This is a genomic window from Geodermatophilus sp. SYSU D00696 (assembly GCF_054050235.1).
In genome coordinates, this window is the sequence record NZ_JBJGYY010000008.1 from 51,775 (window position 1) to 72,991 (window position 21,217).

Consider the following 21,217-nt stretch of genomic DNA (forward strand, 5'->3'; position numbering starts at 1 on the left):
CCGGGCGGTGCCCCACTCCGGAGGTGGTCATCGGTCCTCCTCTCCTCGGCCTACCCGGGGCAGACCGGTGCACGCCGCGGATCTCGTCGCACTCCCCCGGAGGAGGGAGCCGGCCCGCCCGGCTGCACTCCGCGCCATCGGTGCCGATCACCGGAGCATGAACCCCATCGCGTGCCGTGCCGTGGCGCAGGCCGGCCTCGTCGCGGCCACCGCCTCGGCCGACGACGAGCGCCCCTGGCCCCTGCTGCTGGTCGCCGGCTGGCACACCACCGCCGCCGACCTGGTGCTGGCCGACGCCCGGCTGGCCGAGGAGGTCGCCGCCCTGCCGGTCTGACCGCACTCCCGGCGCCCGGGCCGGCGGGCGGGTCCCTCGGGATCCCGCCCGCCGGCGTCAGGGGTCAGTCCGACGTGCAGGTCCGGCCGTCGAGCGTGAACAGCCACGGCTCGGTGACCGGGGTCCCGCCGGCCGCCGTCGTGAAGGACAGCGGGATCTCCCGGCCGGGCCGGATGGTGCGGTTCCGGTCGAGGGACTCCACCGTCACGGACGCCCCGTCCTGCTGCGCCGTGCCGCCCCGCAGGTCCGACACGGTCTCGTCCTCGTGGAAGGTCCACTCCAGCCGCCAGTCCTCGACGGCGGTGGTGCCGGTGTTGCGGACCCGGACCTGGGTCGTGGCCCCCTGCGGCGAGGAGCCGGTCACCCGGAAGGAGACGTGGCAGGTGGGCGCCGGCACCGGCGGGTCGGCCAGCGCGATGAGCTCCCGGGCCTGCTCGGGGAACCACTGCCCGGCGGCGGGGTCGGGCGTCCGGTCGTCCGGGTGGGGCACCGCCGATCCGCGGTGGCAGGAGCCGTCCGACTCACCGGGTACCTTGATCCACAGGTAGGCGTCGAGGAGCGCGTGCCCCGTCTCGGTCGTGGGCAGGTGGCCGAGCCCGCGGCCGGGCGGGTTGCACCAGTCCAGCGGGCTCGGGAAGCCGGCCGGCGGCGTCCAGGTGCCCTGCCCGTTGCGGCTGGTGTCGATGACGAAGTGCGCCTGGCCCGCCGGGTCGCGCGCCAGGCCGGTCCGGGCGAACGCCTCGTCGTAGGCGGCGTCGGTCCGGGTCCACGTCGCGAGGTCCGCGGGGTCGGCGGGGGAGTACTGGCTGCCGCACCAGGAGCGGTCCCACCAGCTGTTGAGGTCGAGGTGGATGCAGTCCGACACCCAGGTGCCGTATTTCTCGAGCCGCTCGGTGGCGACGTAGTTCGAGGCGTTGAGGAAGAAGCCGTCGGCGTCGGCCACCCCCGCCCGGATCAGCCGGTCGGTGATCTCGCCGACGCCCAGCCAGCCGCTGTGCGTCCCGTCGAGGTAGACGTCGGTGGCCGGCAGCGCGCCGAGCACGTCGACGGCGTGCTCCAGCATGGTGAACCGGTCGGCGGCGGCCGTGGCCGGGTCGGCCTCGGCGGGCCGGCACCACTCCTGCTGACCGTCGAGGGTGGTGTACCAGGGGATGATGCCGAGGCCGTCCGGCTCGAGGACGACCACCGCCTCGCGGTCCCCGATGCCGGCGGCGAAGGCGTCGATCCAGGCCTCGTACTCGGCGACGCTCGTGGCACCGCCTGCGGAGTACTGGGCGCAGTCGCGGAACGGGACGTTGTAGGCGACGAGCACCGGCGCGGCGTCGTCCGCGTCGGCCGCGGCGACGACCTCCGCGACCTCGGCGCGGACCTCGTCGGGTGTGCCCCGGGTGAACCAGGTGGCCGAGGCGTACCCGCCGAGCAGTTGGGAGTCGGCGCGCGCCTGGCCCGCGAGGTCCTGGGCGGCCTCGAGGGTGGTGCTCTCCGGGTTGGTGGACAGCGGGGTGCCGGGCTCGAGGACGTCGTCGGCCGTGGCCGTCGCGGTGGGTCCGGCGAGCAGGAGCGTGGCGGTGGCCGCGACCGCGGTCGCCACCCGTCGCCTCGTCGTCGAGGCACGGGGCATGGAGGTCCTCCAGGGGACGGGACGCAGGCGCGTCGAGATGTCCCGTCACTCTGAGTGGTCGACCGGCTACGGTCAACTCCGGGGCGGGTCCGTGTCCCGGCGCGGTCGCCGGGACGCACCCGTCAGGTGCGCGCGTAGTGGCCGTTGGGCCCGTGCGAGCGGACCACGACCAGCACGTCCTCGCTCTGCAGCGTGCCGATCAGGGGGTCGTCGAAGCGCAGCGTGCGCCCGCCGCGGGTCACCGACAGCACGATGTCGCGCAGGTCCCGCGGGCCGAGACCCACCTCCCCGGCGGTGACCTCGCGCTGCGAGAGGTCCAGCCCCTGGCCGCCGGTGACGAGGTCCTCCACCACCGAGACCACCCGGGGGCTGTCGGTGGACAGGCCGAGCAGCCGCCCCGCCGTGGCCGAGGTGGTGATGACCGTGTCGGCACCGGACTGCCGCAGGAGCTGGGCGTTCTCCTCCTCGCGGACGCTGGTCGTGATCGGGACGCTGTGGTTGAGCTGGCGCACGGTCAGCGTGATGAGCACCGCTGCGTCGTCGCGGTTGGCCGCCACGATGACCGCCCGCGCCCGCTCGACGTGCGCCCGGCGCAGCACGTCCGTGCGGCCGGCGTCCCCGACGATCCCGGTCAGCCCGGTGGAGTTGGCCTCGTCGATCGCCCGCGTCTCGGGATCGACGACGACGATGTTCTCGAGCGGCGTGCCCGTGGCCTGCAGGGAGCGGATGGCGCTGCGCCCCTTGGTGCCGTAGCCGCACACGATGACGTGCTGGCGCACGCGGGACCTCCAGCGTCGGATGCGGAACTCCTCGCGCGAGCGCGCGGTGAGCGCCTCGAGGGTCGTCCCGATGAGCACGATCAGGAACATGACCCGCAGCGGCGTGATGACGGCGAAGTTGAACAGACGGGCGCCGTCGGTCACGGGCACGATGTCGCCGTAGCCCGTGGTCGAGAGCGAGACCGTGGAGTAGTAGGCGGCGTCGAGCAGCGTGACGTCGCCGTCGGCGTTGTCCCGGTAGCCGTCCCGGTCGAGCCACACCAGCAGGATGGTGATCACCAGGATGACCGTCGCGATGAGCAGACGCCGGGTCACCTGACGGATCGGCGAGGGCTCCTCGTGGGCGATCTGCACCCCGGTGTGCGGGTCCTCACCCGCGCCGTGTCCGCCCATCACGTGGCGGACGATAGCGAGCGGACGGCGGCCGGGCGTGCAGGACGCCGCGGCCGCCGCCCGAACGGGTCAGCCCTGCCCGGCCGCCTCCCGCTCCCGCGCGGCCAGCTCGCGCTTGAGCACCTTGCCCGCCGCCGACACCGGGATGGCGTCGATGAAGACGACGTCGCGCAGCCGCTTGTAGTGCGTGACCCGGTCGTTGACCGCGGCCATCACCGACTCGGCGGTCAGCGCCCGCCCGGCGTCGTCGTCGCGGCGGACGACGTAGGCCACCGGCAGCTCGCCCGCGGCCTCGTCGGGCCGGCCGACGACGGCGGCGCCGGCCACCCCGGGGACGCCGAAGAGGACCTCCTCGAGCTCGCGCGGGAACACGTTGTAGCCCTTGTAGAGCAGCATGTCCTTGGTGCGGTCGACGATCGACAGGTAGCCGTCCTCGTCGATGACGCCGACGTCGCCGCTGTGGAACCAGCCGTCGGCGTCGATGGACTCCGCGGTCGCCTCGGGCCGGTGGGCGTAGCCGCGCATGACCTGCGGGCCGCGGATGCACACCTCGCCGCGCTCGCCCACCGGCAACGGGTCGCCGCCGCCGAGCGGGCGGATGCTGATCTCGGTGTCGAAGATGGGCACCCCGACCGTGCCGGCCTTGCGGGTGCCCGAGCGGAACGACGGGTTGCCGGTGGCCATCATGGTGACCTCGGTCAGCCCGTAGCCCTCGCCGATGACCGCGTTGGGCAGCAGCGCCTGCAGCCGCTCGATCAGCGGCACCGGCAGCGGCGCCGCGCCGCTGGAGACCCCGCGCACGGACGAGAGGTCGGCGTCCTCGATGCCGGGCACCTGCAGCAGCGCCACGAACACCGGCGGGGCGCCGCCGATGCTGGTCACCCGGTACCGCACGGCGTCCTCGACGTACCTGACCGGGTCGAACCGCATGTGGATGACCGTCGTGGTCCCGGCCATGACCATGCCGTTGAGGTAGCCGATGGCGCCCATGGCGTGGAACCACGGGGTGAGGTTGACCAGCCGGGCCTCGCCGAGCCGGATCGGGTACTCGTCCTCGCCGAGCACCTGCCGCAGGGAGACGTCGCCGGCCTCGTCGAGCTCGGGCAGCGACCCGGACGTCCAGCACGCCGACTGCAGCACGTTGGTGACGACGTTGCGGTGGGGCAGCTCCACGCCCTTGCTCACGCCGGTGGTGCCGCCGGTGTAGGCCAGGTGCGCGAGGTCGGCGGCGGGGTCGAGGCCGGCGTCGAGCCGGCGGTCGGTGGGGTCGGCGGCCAGCAGGTCGGCGAGGTCGACGTCGCCGTCCTCCAGGCCCGGCAGGCGCGCGCCGAGGTCGAGGGTGTGCGCCTCACCGGTGACGACGACGGTCCGCACCGGCGTGGCCGCCAGCGCCGAGCGTACGAAGGGCAGCACCTGGTCCCAGGTGACCAGCACCGTCGCGCCGGAGTCGGTGAGCTGGGCGGCGAGCTCGGCCGCGGGCAGCAGCGGGTTGGTGGGGGAGAACACCGCGCCGGCCATCACCACGCCGTAGTAGACGGCGGGGTACTGGCGGCAGTTCGGGATGTGCACCGCCACCACGTCGCCGCGGCGCACGCCGTGGTCGGCCAGCCAGTTGGCGACCGCGGCGGCCCGCGCGCCGAGCTCCTCGTAGGAGAGCTCGACGTCGTGGTCGACGAACGCCGTCCGGGTGCCCCAGCGGCGCACCGCCGCGCGCAGGATCGACCCGACCGGGACCTGCGGGTACTCCAGCGAGCGGGGCAGCCCGGGCGGCCAGCTGGCCGCGGTGGGGGTCGAGACGGGCTGCGTGGCGGTCATCCGGGGTCCTCCCTGTCGGGGTGCGAGCCGGCACAGCGTGGCTCACGTCACAGCCGGCTGTCGAGGGCTGCACGGTCCGTGCACTTCCGCGGAAGTGCTCACACGGCAGGGTCGCTGACCAGGGAGCCCGCCCGGTGCTCCGTGCGCAGGGACGTCTTGAGCACCTTGCCGCTGGGGTTGCGCGGCAGCGCCGGCACGAAGGCGTACTCGCGCGGGTGCTTGTAGCGGGCCAGCCGCTCCCGGCACCACGCGGTGAGCTCCTCGGGGGTGGGCGGGGCGTCGGGGTCCCGCGGGGCGACGACGGCGAGCGGCGCCTCGCCGTAGCGGGCGTCCGGGACGCCGATGAGCGCCACCTCGGCCACGCCGGGGTGGGCGGCGAGCACGTCCTCCACCTCGGCGCAGTACACGTTCTCGCCGCCGGTGATGATCATGTCCTTCTTGCGGTCGACGACGTAGATGTAGCCCTCCTCGTCCTGCCGGACCAGGTCGCCGGAGTGGAACCACCCGCCGGCGAACGCCTCCGCCGTCGCCTCGGGCTTGCCCCAGTACTCCCTCATCACCATCGGGCTGCGGTAGACGATCTCGCCCACCTCGCCCTGCGGCACGTCCTGCATCCGGTCGTCGACCACGCGGACCTCGACGTTGAGCATCGGCGTGCCGACCGAGCCGATCTTGCGCACCGAGTCCTCACCGCGCAGGAAGCAGGTGACCGGGCTGCACTCGGTCTGCCCGAAGGCGGTGACGACCTCGGCCTGCGGGAACGTGTCGATCATCGTCCGCAGCAGGCCGGTCGACGCCGGGGCCGCGCCCCAGGAGATGCGCCGCAGCGACGACAGGTCGCGGTCGGCGATGCCCGGGACGGCGACGACGGCCGCCCACATCGCCGGCACCAGGAAGATGCTGCTGACCCGCTCCCGCTCGACGAGGTCGAGGGTGGCCACCGGGTCGAAGCCGCCCGAGCGCAGGACCACGTGGGTGCCGCCGAGCAGCAGCGGCGGCAGGCCCCCGGCCAGCCCGGCGATGTGGAACAGCGGCGCGCCCGGCACGGCGACCCGGTCGTCGGGGTCCCAGCCGAGGTGGGTGACCTGGCTGAAGACGTGCATGAGCAGGTTGCGGTGGGTGAGCACGGCGCCCTTGGGCCGGCCGGTGGTGCCCGAGGTGTACATGATGAACGCGGGCGCCGACTCGTCGACCTCGGTGTCGAGCGGCTCGGCCGCAGCGGCGGCCAGGGCGTCCTCGAGGTCCCCGCCGATGGTGAGCACGGTGTGCACGTCCGGCGCCTGCTCGCGGGCCTTGGTGGCCACCTCGGTCAGCGCGGCGTCGACGACGAGGGCGGTGGCGCCGGAGTCGGTGAGCACGTAGGCGACCTCGTCGGCCACCAGCCGGAAGTTGACCGGGACGACGACCGCGCCCAGCCGCACGCCGGCGAGGTAGGACTCCCAGACCTCCATCGAGTTCAGGCCCAGCACCGCGACGCGGTCGCCCGGGCCGACCCCGCGGTCGGCCAGCGCGCGGGCGAGCCGGGTGACCCGCTCGTCGACCTCCGCGTAGGTGCGCCCGCCGCCGTCGAAGCGCAGCGCCCACGCGTCCGGGGTCCGGCGGGCCCAGCGGGCGAGCTGGTCGGCGGCGGTCATGCCGCGGCCCTGCAGAACGGGGATCGGGGCGCTCACGGGTCCTCCTCGGGCCGGGTGTGACCCGCGTCATGCTGCTGGGGACCGGAGCCGGCGGTCAACGGGCGGGCCTCAGCCCTCCGGACGGGCGAAGAGCATCCGGGCGGCGAGCCCCTTCCACAGCGCCAGGTGCGGATCGGTCGCGGGCGGCCGGTCGGCGAAGGCGTACACGCAGGCCACGCCGCGCATGCTGGTGAACAGCAGCTCGCACAGCTCGGCGTAGAGAGGCGCGGCCGCGATCTCCGGGCCCCAGATCCCGTCGGCCACCCGGCGGATCGCCGCGCGCAGCCGCCGCTCCTCGGCCCGCAGCGCCGTCCGCAGCCCTGGGTCGGTGCGGGCCGCCGTCCACAGCTCCATGGCCGCCCAGAACGGCGGCTCGTGGAAGGTCGCCCACATCAGGTCGATGGCGCGGCCCACCCGCTCCGGGCCGGCCGGCTGGTCGGCCATGACCGCGGCCGCCCGCTCCTCGACCTCGGCCAGCAGGGTGGTCGACACGTGCCCGGCCGCGGCGACCAGCAGCTCGGCGCGGGACGGGAAGTGGTGCAGCAGCCGGCCGCGCGACACCCCGGCCCGCGCCTGGACGGCGAGGGTGGAGGCGCCGGCGTACCCGTCCTGGACCAGGCAGGCGACGGCGGCGTCGAGGATGAGCGCCCGGCTGTCGGCCGTCCGCGCGGAGCGGGTCCGCGGCGGGCCGTCGACCGGGACGGGGTCGGCGGTCACCGGGGCAGGGTAGGCGCCACGCCCGGCGTCGAACAGTCACCGTTGACCGTCGCGGGTGACCGGTGTCACGCTGCGGCGCGACCGGCCCGACGAGCAGGAGGCGCCCGCGTGGACTTCGACGACACACCCGAGGAGGCCACCTACCGGGGCCGGGTCCGGTCGGTGCTCACCGACCGCGCGGCCGACCTGCTGCACGTGGCGCCCGGCGAGCCGGTCGACGCCCGCTCGCGCGAGGCGGAGCTGCGCGCGACCCAGCGGGTGCTGGCCGAGGAGGGGCTGGTGGGGGTCACCTGGCCGCGCGAGTACGGCGGGCAGGGCGGCACGCTGGTGCAGCAGGCGATCGTGGCGCAGGAGCTGGCCCGCGCCCGGGTGCCCACGCTGATCAACCACATCGGCATCGGCATGTGCGGGCCCACCGTCATCGCCCACGGCAGCGACGACCAGCGGTCCCGCTACCTGGCCCGGCTGCTGCGCGCCGACGACGTCTGGTGCCAGCTGTTCAGCGAGCCGGCGTCGGGCTCGGACCTCGCCGCGCTGCGCACGTCGGCGGTCCGCGACGGCGAGGACTGGGTGGTCAACGGCCAGAAGGTGTGGACGACGCTCGCGCACGTCAGCGACTTCGGCATCCTGCTCACCCGCACCGACCCGGAGAAGCCCAAGCACGCCGGGCTGACGATGTTCGTCGTCGACATGCACGCCCCCGGCGTCACGGTGCGGCCGCTGCGCCAGATGAGCGGCGGCGCGGACTTCAACGAGGTGTTCTTCGACGACGTCCGCATCCCCGACGCCGAGCGGCTCGGCGAGCCCGGCGAGGGCTGGCGGGTCGCGCTCACCACGCTGATGAACGAGCGGGTGGCCATCGGCGGCGCCGGCAGCGACATCGGCCAGTCCGCCGAGGCGCTGGCCGCGCACGCCCGCGAGCGGCTGCCCGCCCTCGACCCGGAGCGGCAGGCGCTGGCCCGGCAGGCGGTCGGCCGGGCGCTGGTCGCCTCGCTGGCCACCCGCTACACCGGCTACCGCCGGTTCACCACGCTGTCCCAGGGCGGCGTGCCCGGCCCCGAGGCCAGCGCCGGCAAGCTCGGCGGCACCGCCGCGGCCCGGCTGGTCGCCGACGCCGGCGTGCGGCTGCTCGGTGACGACGCCGTCCTCGGCGCCACCGCCGGCGGCGACGACACCTGGCAGCGGGCGCAGGCCTACGTGCCGGGCATCGCCATCGCCGGCGGCACCGACCAGGTGCTGCGCAACATCCTCGGCGAGCGGGTGCTGGGCCTGCCGCCGGAACCGCGCACCGACAAGACCGCCCCCTTCTCCTCCGGAGGACGACGGTGAACTTCGACCTCTCCGACGACCAGCGGGCGGCCGCGGCCGGCGCACGCGACTTCTTCACCGGCTCGGTGCCCCTGTCGGCCGCGCGGGCCGCGCTCGACGGCGACGGCGTCCCGGCCCCGGGCCGCACGGCGCTGGCCGACATCGGCTTCCTCGGGGTCACCGTGCCCGAGTCGGCCGGCGGCGCGGGTGGCAGCGTGCTCGACCTCGCCGTCGTCGCCGAGCAGGCCGGCGCGGTGCTGGCCGGGCCGTCGCTGGTCACCGCGGCGCGCGCCGCGGTGCTGCTGGAGGGAGCGCCCGACCTCGCCGCGCAGCTCGCCGACGGGTCGGCGGCGATCGCGGTGCTCGACGGCCCGGTCACCGGCTCGGCGCCGTCGATCGACGCCGCCGACGCCACGCTGTTCCTCGGCCTCGACGGCGGGACGCTGGTCGCGGGCGAGGGCGAGGTCGTGCCCGGCCGGCCGCTGGACGCCACCCGCGGGCTGGCCCGGGTGCGGCTGACCTCCCGCCGGGTGCTCGCCGAGGACGCCGGTGCGCTGTGGGCGCGGGCGCGGCAGGTGGCGGCGGTCGTGCTGGCCGCCGAGGACCTCGGCGCCGCCGACCGCGCGGTGCTCATGAGCGTGCAGTACGCGCAGCAGCGCGAGGCGTTCGGCCGGCTCATCGGCTCCTACCAGGCGGTCAAGCACATGCTGGTCGACGCCTGGGTGGGCGTGGACCAGCTGCGCTCGCTGGTGTGGTGGGCGGCGTGGGCGGCCGACTCCGCGCCCGACGAGCTGCCGCTGGCCGCCTCCGCCGCGAAGGCCTACGCCGCCGAGGTGTTCGAGCGGGCGGCCGAGACGGTGGTGCAGGTGCACGGCGGCATCGGCTTCACCTGGGAGCACGACGCGCACCTGTACTGGCGCCGCGCCAAGACCGACCGGCTGCTGCTCGGCGACGCCGCCGAGCACCTCGACACCGTCACCCGCCTGGCCGTGGCCGGCGCCCCGGGCTGACCCCCCTGTCGTGCACTCCCGCGGACGTGCACGGCGCACCGTGCCCACCTCGACCCGGGAGCCCACCACGGAACCGACGCAGCTGCGCTACGAGGTCGCCGACCGCGTCGCCACGATCACCCTCGACCGGCCGGACCGGCTCAACGCCTTCACCCCGGTGATGGCCGCCGAGCTCGCGCGGGCCGCGGCCGCCGCCGACGCCGACGACGCGGTGCGGGTCGTCGTCGTGACCGGGGCCGGGCGGGCGTTCTGCGCCGGGGCCGACCTCGCCGCGGGTCCCGGCGGGCTCGGGGACCGCGCCCGCGGCGGGATCGGCGGTGCCGCCGAGCCCGGCCGCGGCAGCGTCGACGGCGTCCCGCGGGACTGGGGCGGCATCGCCGCGCTGCCCTTCGCCGCGCTGCGCAAGCCGGTGATCGCCGCCGTCAACGGCCCGGCGGTGGGCATCGGGGCGACCCTGACCCTGCCGATGGACGTCCGGATCGCCGCGGAGTCCGCGCGGTTCGGGTTCGTCTTCGTCCGCCGCGGCATCACCCCGGAGGCGGCGTCGACGTGGTTCCTGCCCCGGGTGGTCGGGATCAGCCAGGCGGTGGAGTGGGTGGCGACCGGCCGGGTGTTCGATGCGGCCGAGGCGCTGCGCGGGCGGCTGGTGTCGCGCGTGGTGCCCGACGCGGAGCTGCTGCCGACCGCGCTGGGGCTGGCCCGCGAGATCGCCGACAACACCTCCGGGGTCGCCGTCGCCGCCGCCCGCCGGATGCTGTGGTCGATGCTCGGCGCGCCCTCGCCGTGGGACGCGCACCGCGCCGAGTCCCGGGCGCTGGCCGAGCTGACCGCCGGCCCGGACGTCGAGGAGGGGGTGGCCGCCTTCCTCGCCAAGCGGCCCCCGGAGTTCACCGCCCCGCTGGGGGAGGGGCCGGTGGCCGGCGTCCCGCCCTGGCCCGCACCCCCGGACGACGTCGGCCCCTGACGGGCGCCCTCAGGCGAGCAGCCGATGGGCGGCACCGACGGCCCGGTAGGTCGCCGCCGCCCGGGCGTCGAGGGAGACGAGCTCGGCTCCGTGCTGCTGGGCGGTCACCGCGATCAGGGCGTCGTACGCCGCGCCGCCGGAGATCCCCCGGCCCACCAGCAGGTGCGGGAGCCGCGCGACCTCCTCGGCCGGGAGCGTCAGGGGTGGGGCGGTCGCAACCTGCCGGAGGAACTCCGCCGCCAGCCCCGGCACCACCCGGTGCGGCGGCGGGAGCCGGGTGAGCACCGAGTACGTCTCCACCACGCTGTGCGCCACCACCCGCGCGCCCCGCAGTGCCTCCTGGGCCGCGGCGTGCGCCTCGTGCCAGGACGCGAAGGCGGCGACCAGCACGCTCGTGTCGGCCGCGATCACCGCCGGGTGTTCTCGAGCGCCTCGCGCACCTGCTCGGCGGTGAGCGGAGGGAGGTCCACCTCCGTCACGGCCCGGATGCCCCCCGCGGACTCCTCCAGGCGCATGGCCACCGGCGCCGGCTCGATCTCCAGCCGCCCGTCGCGGACCTGGACGGAGACCTCGTCCCCCGCCCGCAGTCCCAGGGCATCCCGCAGGGCCTTGGGGACGACGAGGCGCCCGGCGCCGTCGATGGTCGTCCGCATGGCAGAAAAATACCACCGCCCGCTGGGGGAGGCCTGACGTGCACTTCCGCGGATGTGCCCCGGGCGCATCCGCGGAAGTGCACGACTCACACCGCCGCGATGGCGGCGACCGGTGCCGTGCGAGCCGCGCGGCGGGCCGGCAGCACCGAGGCGAGCAGCCCCGCGACGGTGGCCACCACGACGATCGCCGCCACCTGCAGCCACGGGACGTCGACCACGACCTCGCCGGCCAGGCCGAGCACCGACGCCGTCCCGGTCACCCCGTAGACGCCGCCGAGGACGACGCCGAGCACCGCGGCCACGCCCGACACCAGCACCGCCTCCCACGCGAGGAGCCCGCGCAGCTGCCCGCGGGTGAGCCCCATCGCGCGCAGCAGCCCGTTCTCCTGCCGGCGCTCCACCACCGACAGCGCCAGCGTGTTGCCCACGCCGATCAGGGCGATGACCACCGCGACCCCGAGCAGGCCGGTGACCACCAGCAGCAGCACGTCGAGCACCTCGTCCATCTGCTGGCGCAGGCTCACCACGCCGGTGACCTGGGCGTCGGGGACCGCGGCCCCCACCGTGTCGGTGACCGCGTCGACCACGGCGGCCTGGGCGCCGGCGTCGGCGTCGTCCAGCCGCAGCCAGACCTGCCCCACCGCGGCGTCCGGGGCGAGCGCGGCGAGGTCGGCGGCGGTGAGCAGCAGCGGCGCGTCGTCATCGACGACCCCGGCCCGCAGCGACAGCGACCGGCCGTCGAGGGCCAGGTCCACCCGCTCGCCGTCGGCCACCGACCAGGAGCGGGCCAGCCACCCGGGGACCAGCACCTCCCCGGGCGCGGGCAGCGGGGTGCCGTCGGTCGACCGCAGCGTCGGGACGGCGCTCGCGAGGTCGACCCCGTAGGCCTGCCACGGCTGGCCGTCGGGACCGGCCGGCGAGGCAACCGTCAGCGGCGTCCCGGTCGCGACGCCGTCGAGGTCCGCCAGCCGCCCGGGCAGCGACGCCGGCAGCTCGCCGGAGAGCCCCTCGACGACGACGTCGGCGGGGTACTGCGCGGCCAGCCCCGCGGTCGCCGTGGCCCGGGTCGAGGCGGTGCCCACCACCATCGCGGTGGTCAGCGTGACGCCGATGAGCAGTGCGGTCGCCGTCGCCGCCGTCCGCCGGGGGTTGCGGGTGGCGTTGCCGACCGCCAGCCGGGCCGGGATCCCGCCGACCCGGGTGACCAGTCCGCCGGCCGCGCGGACCACCGGCGGCACCGCGCGCTGGGCGAGCAGGACGACGCCGAGGAAGCTGGCCGCCCCGCCCGGCAGGGCCACGAACACGCTCGACACCGCGACGCCGAGGGCGAGCGCCGCCGCCCCGGGGACCAGCAGCGCCAGCCCGAGGACCAGGCGCAGCACGCCCGGCCGCGACCGCAGCGGCGCCGGGTCCAGCGGCCGCAGCGCGGCCAGCGGCGCCACCCGGGTCGCCGCGCGGGCCGGGGCGAGGGCGGCCACCAGGGTGGTCAGCGTGCCGACGGCCACCCCCGCGAGGACCGCGACCGGCGGCACCGACAGGCCCGACAGCGGCACCGGCGACTCGACGTCCCCGGCCAGCGCCGACACCGCCGCGGCCAGCCCGATCCCGGCGCCCACCCCGACCACCGAGGCGGCCAGCCCGGTCACCGCGGCCTCGGCCAGCACGCCGCGGCGCACCTGCCGGGCCGTGGCGCCCACGCAGCGCAGCAGCGCCAGCTCGCGGGTCCGCTGGGCGAGCAGGACGGCGAAGGTGTTGGCGATGACCAGCCCGGCAACGAGCACCGCGACGGTGCCGAAGACCAGCAGGATCGCCGCGAGGGCCGTCGCGTTGCCGAGCATCGACCCCGCGCGGTGCTCGGCCTGCGCGGTGCCGGTGCGCACCGTGAGCTCCGCCCCGGCGAGGGCGCCGCGGACCGCGTCGGCCAGCGCCTGCGGGTCGGTGCCGGGCGTGCCGGCGATCCGCAGCTCGACCGGGTCGACCGCGCCCCACGCCTGTGCCTGCGCGGGGGTGGCCCAGGCCCGGCCGTACAGGCCGGCCTCCGGGTCGCCGCCGAGGTCGACGACGCCGGTGACGGTGACGGCGGCGGTGGTCTCGCTGCCGTCGGGGGCGGTGCCGGTCACCGACAGCACGTCGCCGACGTCCGCGGCGACCCGCTCGCTGACGGCGACCTCGCCGGGCCCGTCGGGCAGCGCGCCGTCGGCCAGCCGCTGCCACCGCAGCGCGGGGTCCTCGGCGACCGCGCCGACCAGCAGGAACTGCGCGCCGGTGCGGCCGGGCGCGACCGCCTGCACGGAGGTCCCCCACTCGGGGGCCACGGCCCGCACGCCGTCCAGGGCGGTGAGGGCGGGGACCTCGTCGAGCAGGGAGCTGCCGTCCTCGGAGGTGACCACGGCGTCGGCGCCGACGTAGCGGGCGCCGGCGGCGGTGAGCACGGTGCTGCGGGTGGTCTCGTTGAGCACGAGCGTGGCGACCACGAAGCCGGTCGCGAGCACGACGGCCAGGCAGGAGGCGACCAGGCGCGGCAGGTGCGCGCGCAGGCCCGCAAGGGTGGTGGACAGCACCGGTCAGCCCCCGAGCCCGCGGAGCGCGTCGAGCACGGACGCGGCGGTGGGCCGCTCGACCTCCCCGGCCGGGCGGCCGTCGGCCAGCAGCACGACGCGGTCGGCGTAGGAGGCGGCGGTCGGGTCGTGGGTGACCATGACGACGGTCTGGCCGGTCTCGCGGACGCTGCTGCGCAGCAGGTCCAGCACCTCGGCGCCGGCGCGGGAGTCGAGGTTGCCGGTGGGCTCGTCGGCGAAGACGACGTCAGGTCGGGGCAGCAACGCCCGGGCGATGGCGACCCGCTGCTGCTGGCCGCCGGAGAGCTCCGCAGGGCGGTGCCGCAGCCGCTCGCGCAGCCCGAGCCGGGCGACCACGGCGTCCAACCAGGCCGGGTCGGGACGGCGGCCGGCCAGCCGCATCGGCAGCACGACGTTCTCGCGGGCGTCGAGCACCGGGAGCAGGTTGAACGCCTGGAACACGAAGCCGACCCGGTCGCGGCGCAGCCGGGTGAGTTCGTCGTCGCGCAGCCGGGTCAGCTCGGTGCCGCCCAGGAAGACCTGCCCGGAGGTGGCCGTGTCGAGGCCGGCCAGGCAGTGCATGAGCGTCGACTTGCCCGAGCCCGACGGGCCCATGATCGCGGTGAACTCCCCGCGGGCGAAGGCGACGTCGACGCCGTCGAGGGCGAGAACCCGAGCATCGCCGGAGCCGTACACCTTGGTCAGGCCGGTGGCGCGGACGGCGGCGGACGACACCGGCGCCGGCGGTTCGCCGGGGACGGTCATGACGGGGACGGACACGGGGGACCTCCGCGGGTCGATCACTGGGACGCAGGGACCCTCGCCGTCCGGCCCGTCCTCCCGCGTCGGACCCGGAGGTGATCTCGCCGTCCTCCCGTGGTCGTAGGTGCCTTCATCGCGATGGAGGCACCCGGTCGTAGGTGCCTTTATCGCGATAAGGGCCCCGGGAACGCGTCAGGCGTCGCGGAGGAGGTCGGCGGGGGAGACCAGCCCGGTGCGGTAGGCCAGGACGACGGCCTGCACCCGGTCGCGCGAGCCGGTCTTGGCCAGCACCCGCCCGACGTGGGTCTTCACCGTCGCCTCGCTGACGAACAGCCGCTGGCCGATCTCGGTGTTGGTGGCGCCGAGCGCCATCTGCACGAGCACCTCGCGCTCGCGCGGGGTCAGGTCGGCGAGCTCCGCGCCGCCGCCGGCGACCACGGGGGCCGTCCCGCGCAGCATCGGCGCCACGTGCTGCAGCAGCCGGCGGGTGGAGCTGGCCGCGATCACCGAGTCGCCGGCGTGCACGGTGCGCACCGCGGCGAGCATCTCCTCGGGCGGGGCGTCCTTGAGCAGGAAGCCGCTGGCCCCGGCGCCGATCGCCGCGACCACGTACTCGTCGAGGTCGAAGGTGGTCAGCACGACCACCCGCGGCGGGTCGGGCAATGCGGTGACCCGGCGGGTCGCCTCGATGCCGTCGGTGCCGGGCATGCGGACGTCCATCAGGACGACGTCTGCTGCCGTCCGCTCGAGCAGCCGCACCGCCGCCTCGCCGTCGCCGGCCTCCCCGACGACGATGAGGTCGGGCTGGGAGTCGATGACCATCCGGAAGCCCGCGCGGACCATCTGCTGGTCGTCGACCAGCACCACACGCACGGGTTGCCCCGCGGGACCACCCGGGGTCACCGGGCACCGCCCAGCGGCAGCACGGCGTGCACCCGCCAGCCGCCCCCGGCGTGCGGGCCGGCCTCCACCCGCCCGCGGTGCAGCTGCGCCCGCTCCTGCATGCCCCGCAGGCCCTGCTCGGCGCCGTCGCCCGCGGCCACCGCCGCCGCGGCGCCCCGGCCGTCGTCGAGCACCGAGAGCTCGAGGGAGTCCGGGCGCCAGTGCAGCCGCACCCAGGCCCGCACGTCCGGCCCGGCGTGCTTGAGCACGTTGGTCAGCGACTCCTGCACGATCCGGTAGGCGGCCAGCTGCGGACCGGCGGACATCGGGCGCGGCTCGCCCTCCACCAGCAGGTCGACGTCGAGCCCGCTGGCCCGGACGTCGTCGACGAGCGCGGGGACGGCCGCGACGTCGGGCTGCGGGGCGTACTGCTCGGCCGGGCCGTCGCGGAGCACGCCGAGCAGCGCGCGCATGTCGGTGAGCGCCTGCCGGCCGGTGGCGGCGATCGCCTCGAGGGCGCCGGTGGCGGCGCCGGGGTCGGCCCGCCCGGCGTAGCGGCCGCCGTCGGCCTGGGCGATGACCACCGACAGGGAGTGCGCGACGACGTCGTGCATCTCGCGGGCGATGCGGGCCCGCTCGGCGGTGGCGGCCAGCCGCATCTCCTGGTCGCGCTCGATCTCCAGCAGCCGGGCGCGCTCGGCCAGGCCGGACAGCTCCGCGAGCCGGGCCCGGCGCAGGTCCCCCAGCGCCCACGCGGCGACCACCGCCACGGCGATGGAGGCGGCCGGCACGAGGAAGGTCTCGCCGAGGTCGGCCGCGTAGTAGCGGGCCGCGGCCAGGACGGCGCCAGCGAGGCCGAGCACCAGCCCGGCCCGGCCGGCCCAGCGCGGCGCGTAGGCGGCCAGCGCGTGCACCATCACCAGCGCCGCCACGTTGGCCGGCAGGAACACGTCGACCACCGCCAGCTCGAGCAGTGCGGCCGCGGTCACCGCGGCCGCCGCGGCGACCGGACAGCCGCGGCGCCAGGCGAGGGGGACCAGCAGGAGCAGGCTGACGAGGAGGGCCGGGCCCTCGCCGGGACCGGCGCCGCCGCCGAAGGAGACCAGGACCAGCCCGACCAGTGCGCCGGTGATCGCGACGTCGACGGCGAACGGCCGGGAACGCAGCGCCGTCGCGAGCTGCTCGAGGGGTGGGCGCTGGTCCATCGGCGCCGACCCTAGGCAGCGCGGGCGCGCGCGTCGTCCACCCGGGGGAGGACCCGCCGGTCGTCCTCCGGGAGGAGCGTCAGGACGGGTCGAGGTGGCGCAGCAGGGTCTCGCCGATGTCCCGCATCGCCGCGACCTGCTCGGGGGAGAGCTGGTCGAACAGGTGGGTGCGCACGCTCTCCACGTGGATCGGCGCGGCCGCCTCGAGCGCGGCGAACCCCTCGTCGGTGAGCACGGCGAGCAGGCCGCGGCCGTCCTCGGGGCACTCCTGGCGGCGGATCCAGCCGCGCTCCTCGAGGCGGGAGACGGCGTGCGACAGGCGGCTGCGCGAGGACAGGCAGCGGTCGGCGAGCTCGCTCATGCGCATCCGGCGCTCGGGCGTCTCCGACAGCTGGACGAGGATCTCGTAGTAGGCGTGCGGGATGCCGGTGGCGCGGGTCAGCTCGCGCTCGAGCCGGTCCTGCAGCAGCTGGGTGCTGTAGAGCCAGGCGCGCCAGGCCTTCTGCTCCTCGGCGTCGAGCCAGCGCGTCTCCCGGGGGTCCGGCTGGTGTGTCCGGGGCGACACGTCGGTGGTCATGCCTCCAGGGTACTGGCGGAATAATCAAACGCTCAACTACGCTCACGGCACCGTAGTCAAACGCTCAACCACCCGAGAGGTCCTGACATGACCAGCACCACCGCCGTCCAGATCCCCGGCTACGTCGCCGGCACCTGGGACATCGACGCCGCGCACTCCACCGTCGGCTTCTCCGTCCGCCACATGATGGTGAGCAAGGTCCGCGGCTACTTCACCCAGTTCTCCGGCGAGATCGTCACCGCCGAGGACCCGGCCCGGTCGTCGGTGACCGCGACCATCGACATGGACTCGATCGACACCCGCCAGGAGCAGCGCGACGCGCACATCCGCTCGGCGGACTTCTTCGACGTCGGCAACCACACCGTCATGACCTTCCGCTCCACCCGGGTCGTCGCCGACGGCGAGGACTGGGCGGTCGAGGGTGACCTGACCATCAAGGGCATCACCAAGCCGGTCACCCTCCGGCTCGAGGTCAACGGCTTCGGCCCCGACGCCTACGGCGGCACCCGCGCCGGCTTCAGCGCCAAGACCTCCATCTCCCGCAAGGCCTTCGGCGTCGACATCGACATGCCGATGGACGGCGGCGGCGTCGTCGTCGGCGACAAGATCGAGATCGAGCTCGAGATCGAGGCCGTGCTCCGCACCGCCTGACGACGGAACCCGTTCCCCCCGGGACGTCACCTCTGAGGGGCCCCGGACGACACGGTCGTCCGGGGCCCTCGGCGTCTGCGCACCCACCGGCGCGAGCCGGATCCGGGACGCGCGAGTCCCTTCCCCGCCACGCCGCGGGGGAGCACCATGCGGCCAGCCGACCGTGGGGAGGTGGCCGTGCTGCGTGCCGCGCGACGCGGAGCCCGGCTGTTCCGCCGCGACCGGGCCGCCCCGGCCGTCCCCGCCGCCCGGCCGGCCCCGGTGGAGGACCCGCACGTCGACCTCGATCCCGACGACCCGCTGCTCGCCCACCTCGCCGCGGTCGCCGAGCCGACGCCGCTCGACCGGGTCCCCGTGGACTCGCCGGGTGTCCGGGCGCTGCGCGAGGCCGGGATCACCCTCGTCGTCCCCCTGGTCACCTCCGGGGAGCTGGTCGGCCTGCTCAGCCTCGGGCCCCGGCGCTCGGAGAACGAGTACTCGACCGACGACCGGCACCTGCTGCAGGACCTAGCCGCGCACGCGGCGCCCGCCGTGCGGGTGGCCCAGCTGGTGCGCGAGCAGGAGGCCGAGGCGCTCGACCGGCAGCGCATCGAGCAGGAGCTGCAGGTCGCCGGCCTCATCCAGCAGCAGTTCCTGCCGCGCTCGTTGCCCGAGCTGCCCGGCTGGCGGGTGTCGGCCCACTACCGGCCGGCGCGCGAGGTGGGCGGCGACTTCTACGACTTCCTCGAGCTGCCCGGCGGGCAGGTCGGCATCGTGATCGGCGACGTCACCGACAAGGGCGTGCCCGCCGCGCTGGTCATGGCGACGACGCACAGCATCCTGCGCACCGAGGCGGCGCGGCTGGTGTCCCCCGGGGAGGTGCTGCGGCGGGCCAACACGCTCCTGGTCGGCGAGATGCCCGCGCACATGTTCGTCACCTGCCTCTACGCCGTCCTCGACCCCGCGACCGGCCGGCTGCGCTACGCCAACGCCGGGCACGACCTGCCGTACGTGCGCACCGCGGAGGGCGTCGTCGAGCTGCGCGCCACGGGGATGCCGCTCGGCCTGCTCCCGGAGATGGACTACGAGGAGAAGGAGACGGTCCTCGCGCCGGGGCACGAGGTGCTGTTCCACAGCGACGGCGTCGTCGAGGCGCACGACCCGGACCGGGAGATGTTCGGGTTCCCCCGGCTCAAGGAGCTCGTCGGCGAGCCGGTGTCCGGGGACGCCCTCATCGACCGGGTGCTCGCCGACCTGGCCTCCTTCACCGGCCCGGGCTGGGAGCAGGAGGACGACATCACGCTCGTGACGCTGTCCCGGGCGACACGGCCGACGGCGGGAGGCGACCGCATGCCCACCGGATGTGACGCCGAGGTGCTGGCCGAGCTCGACGTGGCCAGCGAGCCCGGAGGGGAGCGCGCGGTGCTGACCGCGCTGGCGGACGCGGTCGAGCCCCTCGGCCTGCGCCCGGCCCGGCGCGACGCCCTGGCCACCGCCGTGGCCGAGGCCACGATGAACGCCATCGAGCACGGCAACGACAACCGCCCCGAGCTGCCGGTGCGGATCACCGTCGCCGCCACCGACCGGGACGTCCGGGTGACCGTCACCGACCACGCGGTGAAGGGCCCCGACCCCGGGACGGCCGAGGAGCCCGACATCGTCGCCAAGCTCGCCGGCGAGCAGTCGCCGCGCGGCTGGGGCCTGTTCCTCATGCGCAACCTCGTCGACGAGGTACGCGCGGCCGACCACGAGGGCGGGCACACCGTGGAGCTCGTCCTGCACCGGGACGGCCCGGCGTGAGCGCCCGCCGCTTCCCGGTCCGCGAGCCCCGCCCCGGCTCGGTGGTCGTCGACCTCTCCGGGGACCTGCGCGGCGACGCCCGCGAGGCGCTGCAGGCCGCCTACGCGGAGGCCGCGGCAGCCGGCCCGCACACCGTCGTCCTCGGCATGACCGGGGTCGGTTACGTCAACTCGACCGGCATCGCGCTGCTCGTCGACGTGCTCGCGCGGGCGCGGCGGGACGGCCGCGAGGTCGCCGCCTTCGGGTTGACCGAGCACTACCGGGAGGTCTTCGCGATCACCCGGCTGTCCGAGTTCATCTCCGTGTACGACGACGAGCCCAGCGCACTGGGACACGTGCCCACCGGCGCCTGAGCGGTTCCCTGGGGGAGCAGATGCAGACCACTCGACTCGAGACCGCCGTCCGCCGCGTCGACGACCACGTCGTCGTCATCTCGCTGGTCGGCGACGTCACCGCGGCCAGTGACGGCCCGCTGACCGACGCCTACCAGGAGGCCTGCGGTCACCGGCCGCGCGGGATCGCGCTCGACTTCAGCCGGCTGGAGTACATGAACAGCGGCGGGATCGGGATGCTCGTGACCCTGCTGGTGCGGGCCAAGCGCGCCCACCAGCGGGTGACCGCGTTCGGGCTGTCCGACCACTACCGGCAGATCTTCTCGCTGACCCGCATCGACGAGGCGATCAGCCTGCAGGCCGACGAGGAGTCCGCCCTGGCCGCGGCGCGGGGGACGGTGGGGACGCGGTGAGCACCGACACGACCCCGGCCGGCGACACCACCCCCGCCGGCGAGTCCGGCCCGGTCGAGGGGGCCCTGCCCCGGGACGCCGCGTACTGGGCCGCGCCGGTGTCGCAGCTGGTCGCGGCGAGCGAGGCCGCTCGGGCGCGCGGCCTGGACGGCAAGCGGCTGATGGGGCCGCAGCAGGGCTTCGGGCAGCTGTGGCGGCGCAGCCACCGCATCCCGCTGACCGGCGTCGGGATGACGCCGGAGGCCGTGGTCGCCGAGTGGAAGGTCCGTTTCGGGGAGTTCTGGCCGCGCGGCGGGCGCTTCCACCCGTCCTTGGCCGGCATCGAGCCGGGCGAGGTGGCCGCCCTCGACGTCGGCGTCGGCCAGGTGTGCGTGCTCTCCACGGGCGTCTTCGTGATCTACGCCGACGAGACGTCCTTCGCCTACATGACGCCGGAGGGCCACGCCCTCGCCGCCTGGATCACCTTCAGCGCCGAGGAGGACCGGGGGACGACCGTCGCGGACATCAGCATGCTGCTGCGCACCGCCGACCCCCTGGTCGAGCTGCCCTACGTACTGGGCGGGGCGCGGCTGGAGGACCGGTTCTGGCAGGCCACCCTGCGCAACCTCGCGACGGCGTTCGGCGCGGAGGGACCGCCGCCGGTCGAGACGAGCGTCGTGTGCCTGGACCGGCGGCGGCAGTGGTCGCAGGCGCGCAACGTCCGCCACTTCAGCGGGGTGAAGACCGCCCTGCGCGGGTTCCGCGCACCTCGCGCGAACTGAGCGGCACCGCTCGGGCGCCGGCTGTGGGCG

General features: G+C 75.8%; 21 protein-coding genes. 9 read left to right on the top strand and 12 right to left on the bottom strand.

What is annotated here, in order from left to right; genetic code table 11:
• Positions 1-157 precede the first annotated feature (157 nt).
• The gene (locus ACI79O_RS07280; protein WP_456877728.1) at positions 158-334 is read left to right on the top strand and encodes a hypothetical protein; all 177 of its coding nucleotides are present in this window, start codon (positions 158-160) and stop codon (positions 332-334) included.
• Positions 335-398: 64 nt separating this feature from the next.
• Here ACI79O_RS07280 and ACI79O_RS07285 read toward each other — a convergent pair whose 3' ends face one another.
• The 5 genes from ACI79O_RS07285 to ACI79O_RS07305 all read right to left on the bottom strand — a co-directional run bounded on the left by ACI79O_RS07285 (position 399) and on the right by ACI79O_RS07305 (position 7,332).
• Positions 399-1,925 (bottom strand): glycoside hydrolase family 6 protein, encoded by a 1,527-nt coding sequence (locus ACI79O_RS07285; RefSeq protein WP_456913687.1) that lies wholly within the window; start codon positions 1,923-1,925, stop codon positions 399-401.
• 152 nt (positions 1,926-2,077) lie between these two features.
• Positions 2,078-3,127, bottom strand: a complete 1,050-nt coding sequence (locus ACI79O_RS07290) for a potassium channel family protein (protein WP_456877727.1) — start codon at positions 3,125-3,127, stop codon at positions 2,078-2,080.
• Positions 3,128-3,196: 69 nt separating this feature from the next.
• On the bottom strand, positions 3,197-4,942 hold the full coding sequence (locus tag ACI79O_RS07295) for a class I adenylate-forming enzyme family protein (protein ID WP_456913688.1): 1,746 nt from the start codon (positions 4,940-4,942) through the stop codon (positions 3,197-3,199).
• A gap of 98 nt (positions 4,943-5,040) precedes the next feature.
• Positions 5,041-6,612 (bottom strand): long-chain-fatty-acid--CoA ligase, encoded by a 1,572-nt coding sequence (locus tag ACI79O_RS07300; RefSeq protein WP_456913689.1) that lies wholly within the window; start codon positions 6,610-6,612, stop codon positions 5,041-5,043.
• Between the two features lie 72 nt (positions 6,613-6,684).
• A complete protein-coding gene (locus ACI79O_RS07305; protein ID WP_456888290.1) occupies positions 6,685-7,332 on the bottom strand; it encodes a TetR/AcrR family transcriptional regulator in 648 nt (215 codons plus the stop codon).
• 108 nt (positions 7,333-7,440) lie between these two features.
• Here ACI79O_RS07305 and ACI79O_RS07310 point away from each other — a divergent pair, with 108 nt between their 5' ends.
• Genes ACI79O_RS07310 through ACI79O_RS07320 form a run of 3 tightly spaced genes read left to right on the top strand, consistent with a single transcriptional unit; the run spans position 7,441 to position 10,614 of the window.
• Positions 7,441-8,661: an acyl-CoA dehydrogenase family protein gene (locus ACI79O_RS07310; RefSeq protein ID WP_456913690.1), complete on the top strand. Its 1,221-nt coding sequence runs from the start codon at positions 7,441-7,443 to the stop codon at positions 8,659-8,661.
• The gene (locus ACI79O_RS07315) at positions 8,658-9,650 is read left to right on the top strand and encodes an acyl-CoA dehydrogenase family protein (protein ID WP_456913691.1); all 993 of its coding nucleotides are present in this window, start codon (positions 8,658-8,660) and stop codon (positions 9,648-9,650) included. Before ACI79O_RS07310 ends, ACI79O_RS07315 begins: the two co-directional genes overlap by 4 nt.
• Before the next feature lie 40 nt (positions 9,651-9,690).
• Positions 9,691-10,614 (top strand): enoyl-CoA hydratase-related protein, encoded by a 924-nt coding sequence (locus tag ACI79O_RS07320; RefSeq protein WP_456913692.1) that lies wholly within the window; start codon positions 9,691-9,693, stop codon positions 10,612-10,614.
• 9 nt (positions 10,615-10,623) lie between these two features.
• Here the strand turns inward: ACI79O_RS07320 and ACI79O_RS07325 are convergent, their stop codons facing one another.
• The 7 genes from ACI79O_RS07325 to ACI79O_RS07355 form a co-directional block, all read right to left on the bottom strand.
• A complete protein-coding gene (locus ACI79O_RS07325; protein ID WP_456913693.1) occupies positions 10,624-11,025 on the bottom strand; it encodes a PIN domain-containing protein in 402 nt (133 codons plus the stop codon).
• Positions 11,022-11,267: an AbrB/MazE/SpoVT family DNA-binding domain-containing protein gene (locus ACI79O_RS07330; protein ID WP_456913694.1), complete on the bottom strand. Its 246-nt coding sequence runs from the start codon at positions 11,265-11,267 to the stop codon at positions 11,022-11,024. The genes ACI79O_RS07325 and ACI79O_RS07330 overlap by 4 nt, the downstream gene beginning before the upstream one ends.
• 86 nt (positions 11,268-11,353) lie before the next feature.
• A complete protein-coding gene (locus tag ACI79O_RS07335; RefSeq protein ID WP_456913695.1) occupies positions 11,354-13,828 on the bottom strand; it encodes an FtsX-like permease family protein in 2,475 nt (824 codons plus the stop codon).
• A gap of 3 nt (positions 13,829-13,831) precedes the next feature.
• On the bottom strand, positions 13,832-14,605 hold the full coding sequence (locus ACI79O_RS07340) for an ABC transporter ATP-binding protein (protein ID WP_456913696.1): 774 nt from the start codon (positions 14,603-14,605) through the stop codon (positions 13,832-13,834).
• A gap of 174 nt (positions 14,606-14,779) precedes the next feature.
• Complete coding sequence (locus ACI79O_RS07345; RefSeq protein ID WP_456913697.1) at positions 14,780-15,460, bottom strand: response regulator; 681 nt, start codon at positions 15,458-15,460, stop codon at positions 14,780-14,782.
• Between the two features lie 26 nt (positions 15,461-15,486).
• Positions 15,487-16,674 (bottom strand): sensor histidine kinase, encoded by a 1,188-nt coding sequence (locus ACI79O_RS07350; protein ID WP_456913698.1) that lies wholly within the window; start codon positions 16,672-16,674, stop codon positions 15,487-15,489.
• A 79-nt stretch (positions 16,675-16,753) separates the two neighbouring features.
• Complete coding sequence (locus ACI79O_RS07355) at positions 16,754-17,251, bottom strand: MarR family winged helix-turn-helix transcriptional regulator (protein WP_456890728.1); 498 nt, start codon at positions 17,249-17,251, stop codon at positions 16,754-16,756.
• Between the two features lie 87 nt (positions 17,252-17,338).
• On the opposite strand from ACI79O_RS07355, the gene ACI79O_RS07360 reads away from it, so the two are divergent.
• From ACI79O_RS07360 to ACI79O_RS07380, 5 genes are all read left to right on the top strand, one after another.
• Positions 17,339-17,902, top strand: coding sequence for a YceI family protein (locus tag ACI79O_RS07360; protein WP_456890725.1), 564 nt, complete (start codon positions 17,339-17,341; stop codon positions 17,900-17,902).
• A gap of 171 nt (positions 17,903-18,073) precedes the next feature.
• Positions 18,074-19,681 (top strand): ATP-binding SpoIIE family protein phosphatase, encoded by a 1,608-nt coding sequence (locus ACI79O_RS07365; RefSeq protein WP_456890721.1) that lies wholly within the window; start codon positions 18,074-18,076, stop codon positions 19,679-19,681.
• A complete protein-coding gene (locus ACI79O_RS07370; RefSeq protein ID WP_456890718.1) occupies positions 19,678-20,034 on the top strand; it encodes an STAS domain-containing protein in 357 nt (118 codons plus the stop codon). The genes ACI79O_RS07365 and ACI79O_RS07370 overlap by 4 nt, the downstream gene beginning before the upstream one ends.
• 20 nt (positions 20,035-20,054) lie before the next feature.
• Positions 20,055-20,426: an STAS domain-containing protein gene (locus ACI79O_RS07375; RefSeq protein ID WP_456890716.1), complete on the top strand. Its 372-nt coding sequence runs from the start codon at positions 20,055-20,057 to the stop codon at positions 20,424-20,426.
• Positions 20,423-21,187 (top strand): hypothetical protein, encoded by a 765-nt coding sequence (locus tag ACI79O_RS07380; protein WP_456890714.1) that lies wholly within the window; start codon positions 20,423-20,425, stop codon positions 21,185-21,187. The genes ACI79O_RS07375 and ACI79O_RS07380 overlap by 4 nt, the downstream gene beginning before the upstream one ends.
• Positions 21,188-21,217 lie beyond the last annotated feature (30 nt).

What these genes read in the sequence shown, in the direction of transcription:
- ACI79O_RS07280 (WP_456877728.1), top strand. Translation starts at nt 158, where the DNA reads ATGAACCCCATCGCGTGCCGTGCCGTGGCGCAGGCCGGCCTCGTCGCG.
- ACI79O_RS07290 (WP_456877727.1), bottom strand. Translation starts at nt 3,127, where the DNA reads ATGGGCGGACACGGCGCGGGTGAGGACCCGCACACCGGGGTGCAGATC.
- ACI79O_RS07295 (WP_456913688.1), bottom strand. Translation starts at nt 4,942, where the DNA reads ATGACCGCCACGCAGCCCGTCTCGACCCCCACCGCGGCCAGCTGGCCG.
- ACI79O_RS07330 (WP_456913694.1), bottom strand. Translation starts at nt 11,267, where the DNA reads ATGCGGACGACCATCGACGGCGCCGGGCGCCTCGTCGTCCCCAAGGCC.
- ACI79O_RS07350 (WP_456913698.1), bottom strand. Translation starts at nt 16,674, where the DNA reads ATGGACCAGCGCCCACCCCTCGAGCAGCTCGCGACGGCGCTGCGTTCC.
- ACI79O_RS07355 (WP_456890728.1), bottom strand. Translation starts at nt 17,251, where the DNA reads ATGACCACCGACGTGTCGCCCCGGACACACCAGCCGGACCCCCGGGAG.
- ACI79O_RS07360 (WP_456890725.1), top strand. Translation starts at nt 17,339, where the DNA reads ATGACCAGCACCACCGCCGTCCAGATCCCCGGCTACGTCGCCGGCACC.
- ACI79O_RS07375 (WP_456890716.1), top strand. Translation starts at nt 20,055, where the DNA reads ATGCAGACCACTCGACTCGAGACCGCCGTCCGCCGCGTCGACGACCAC.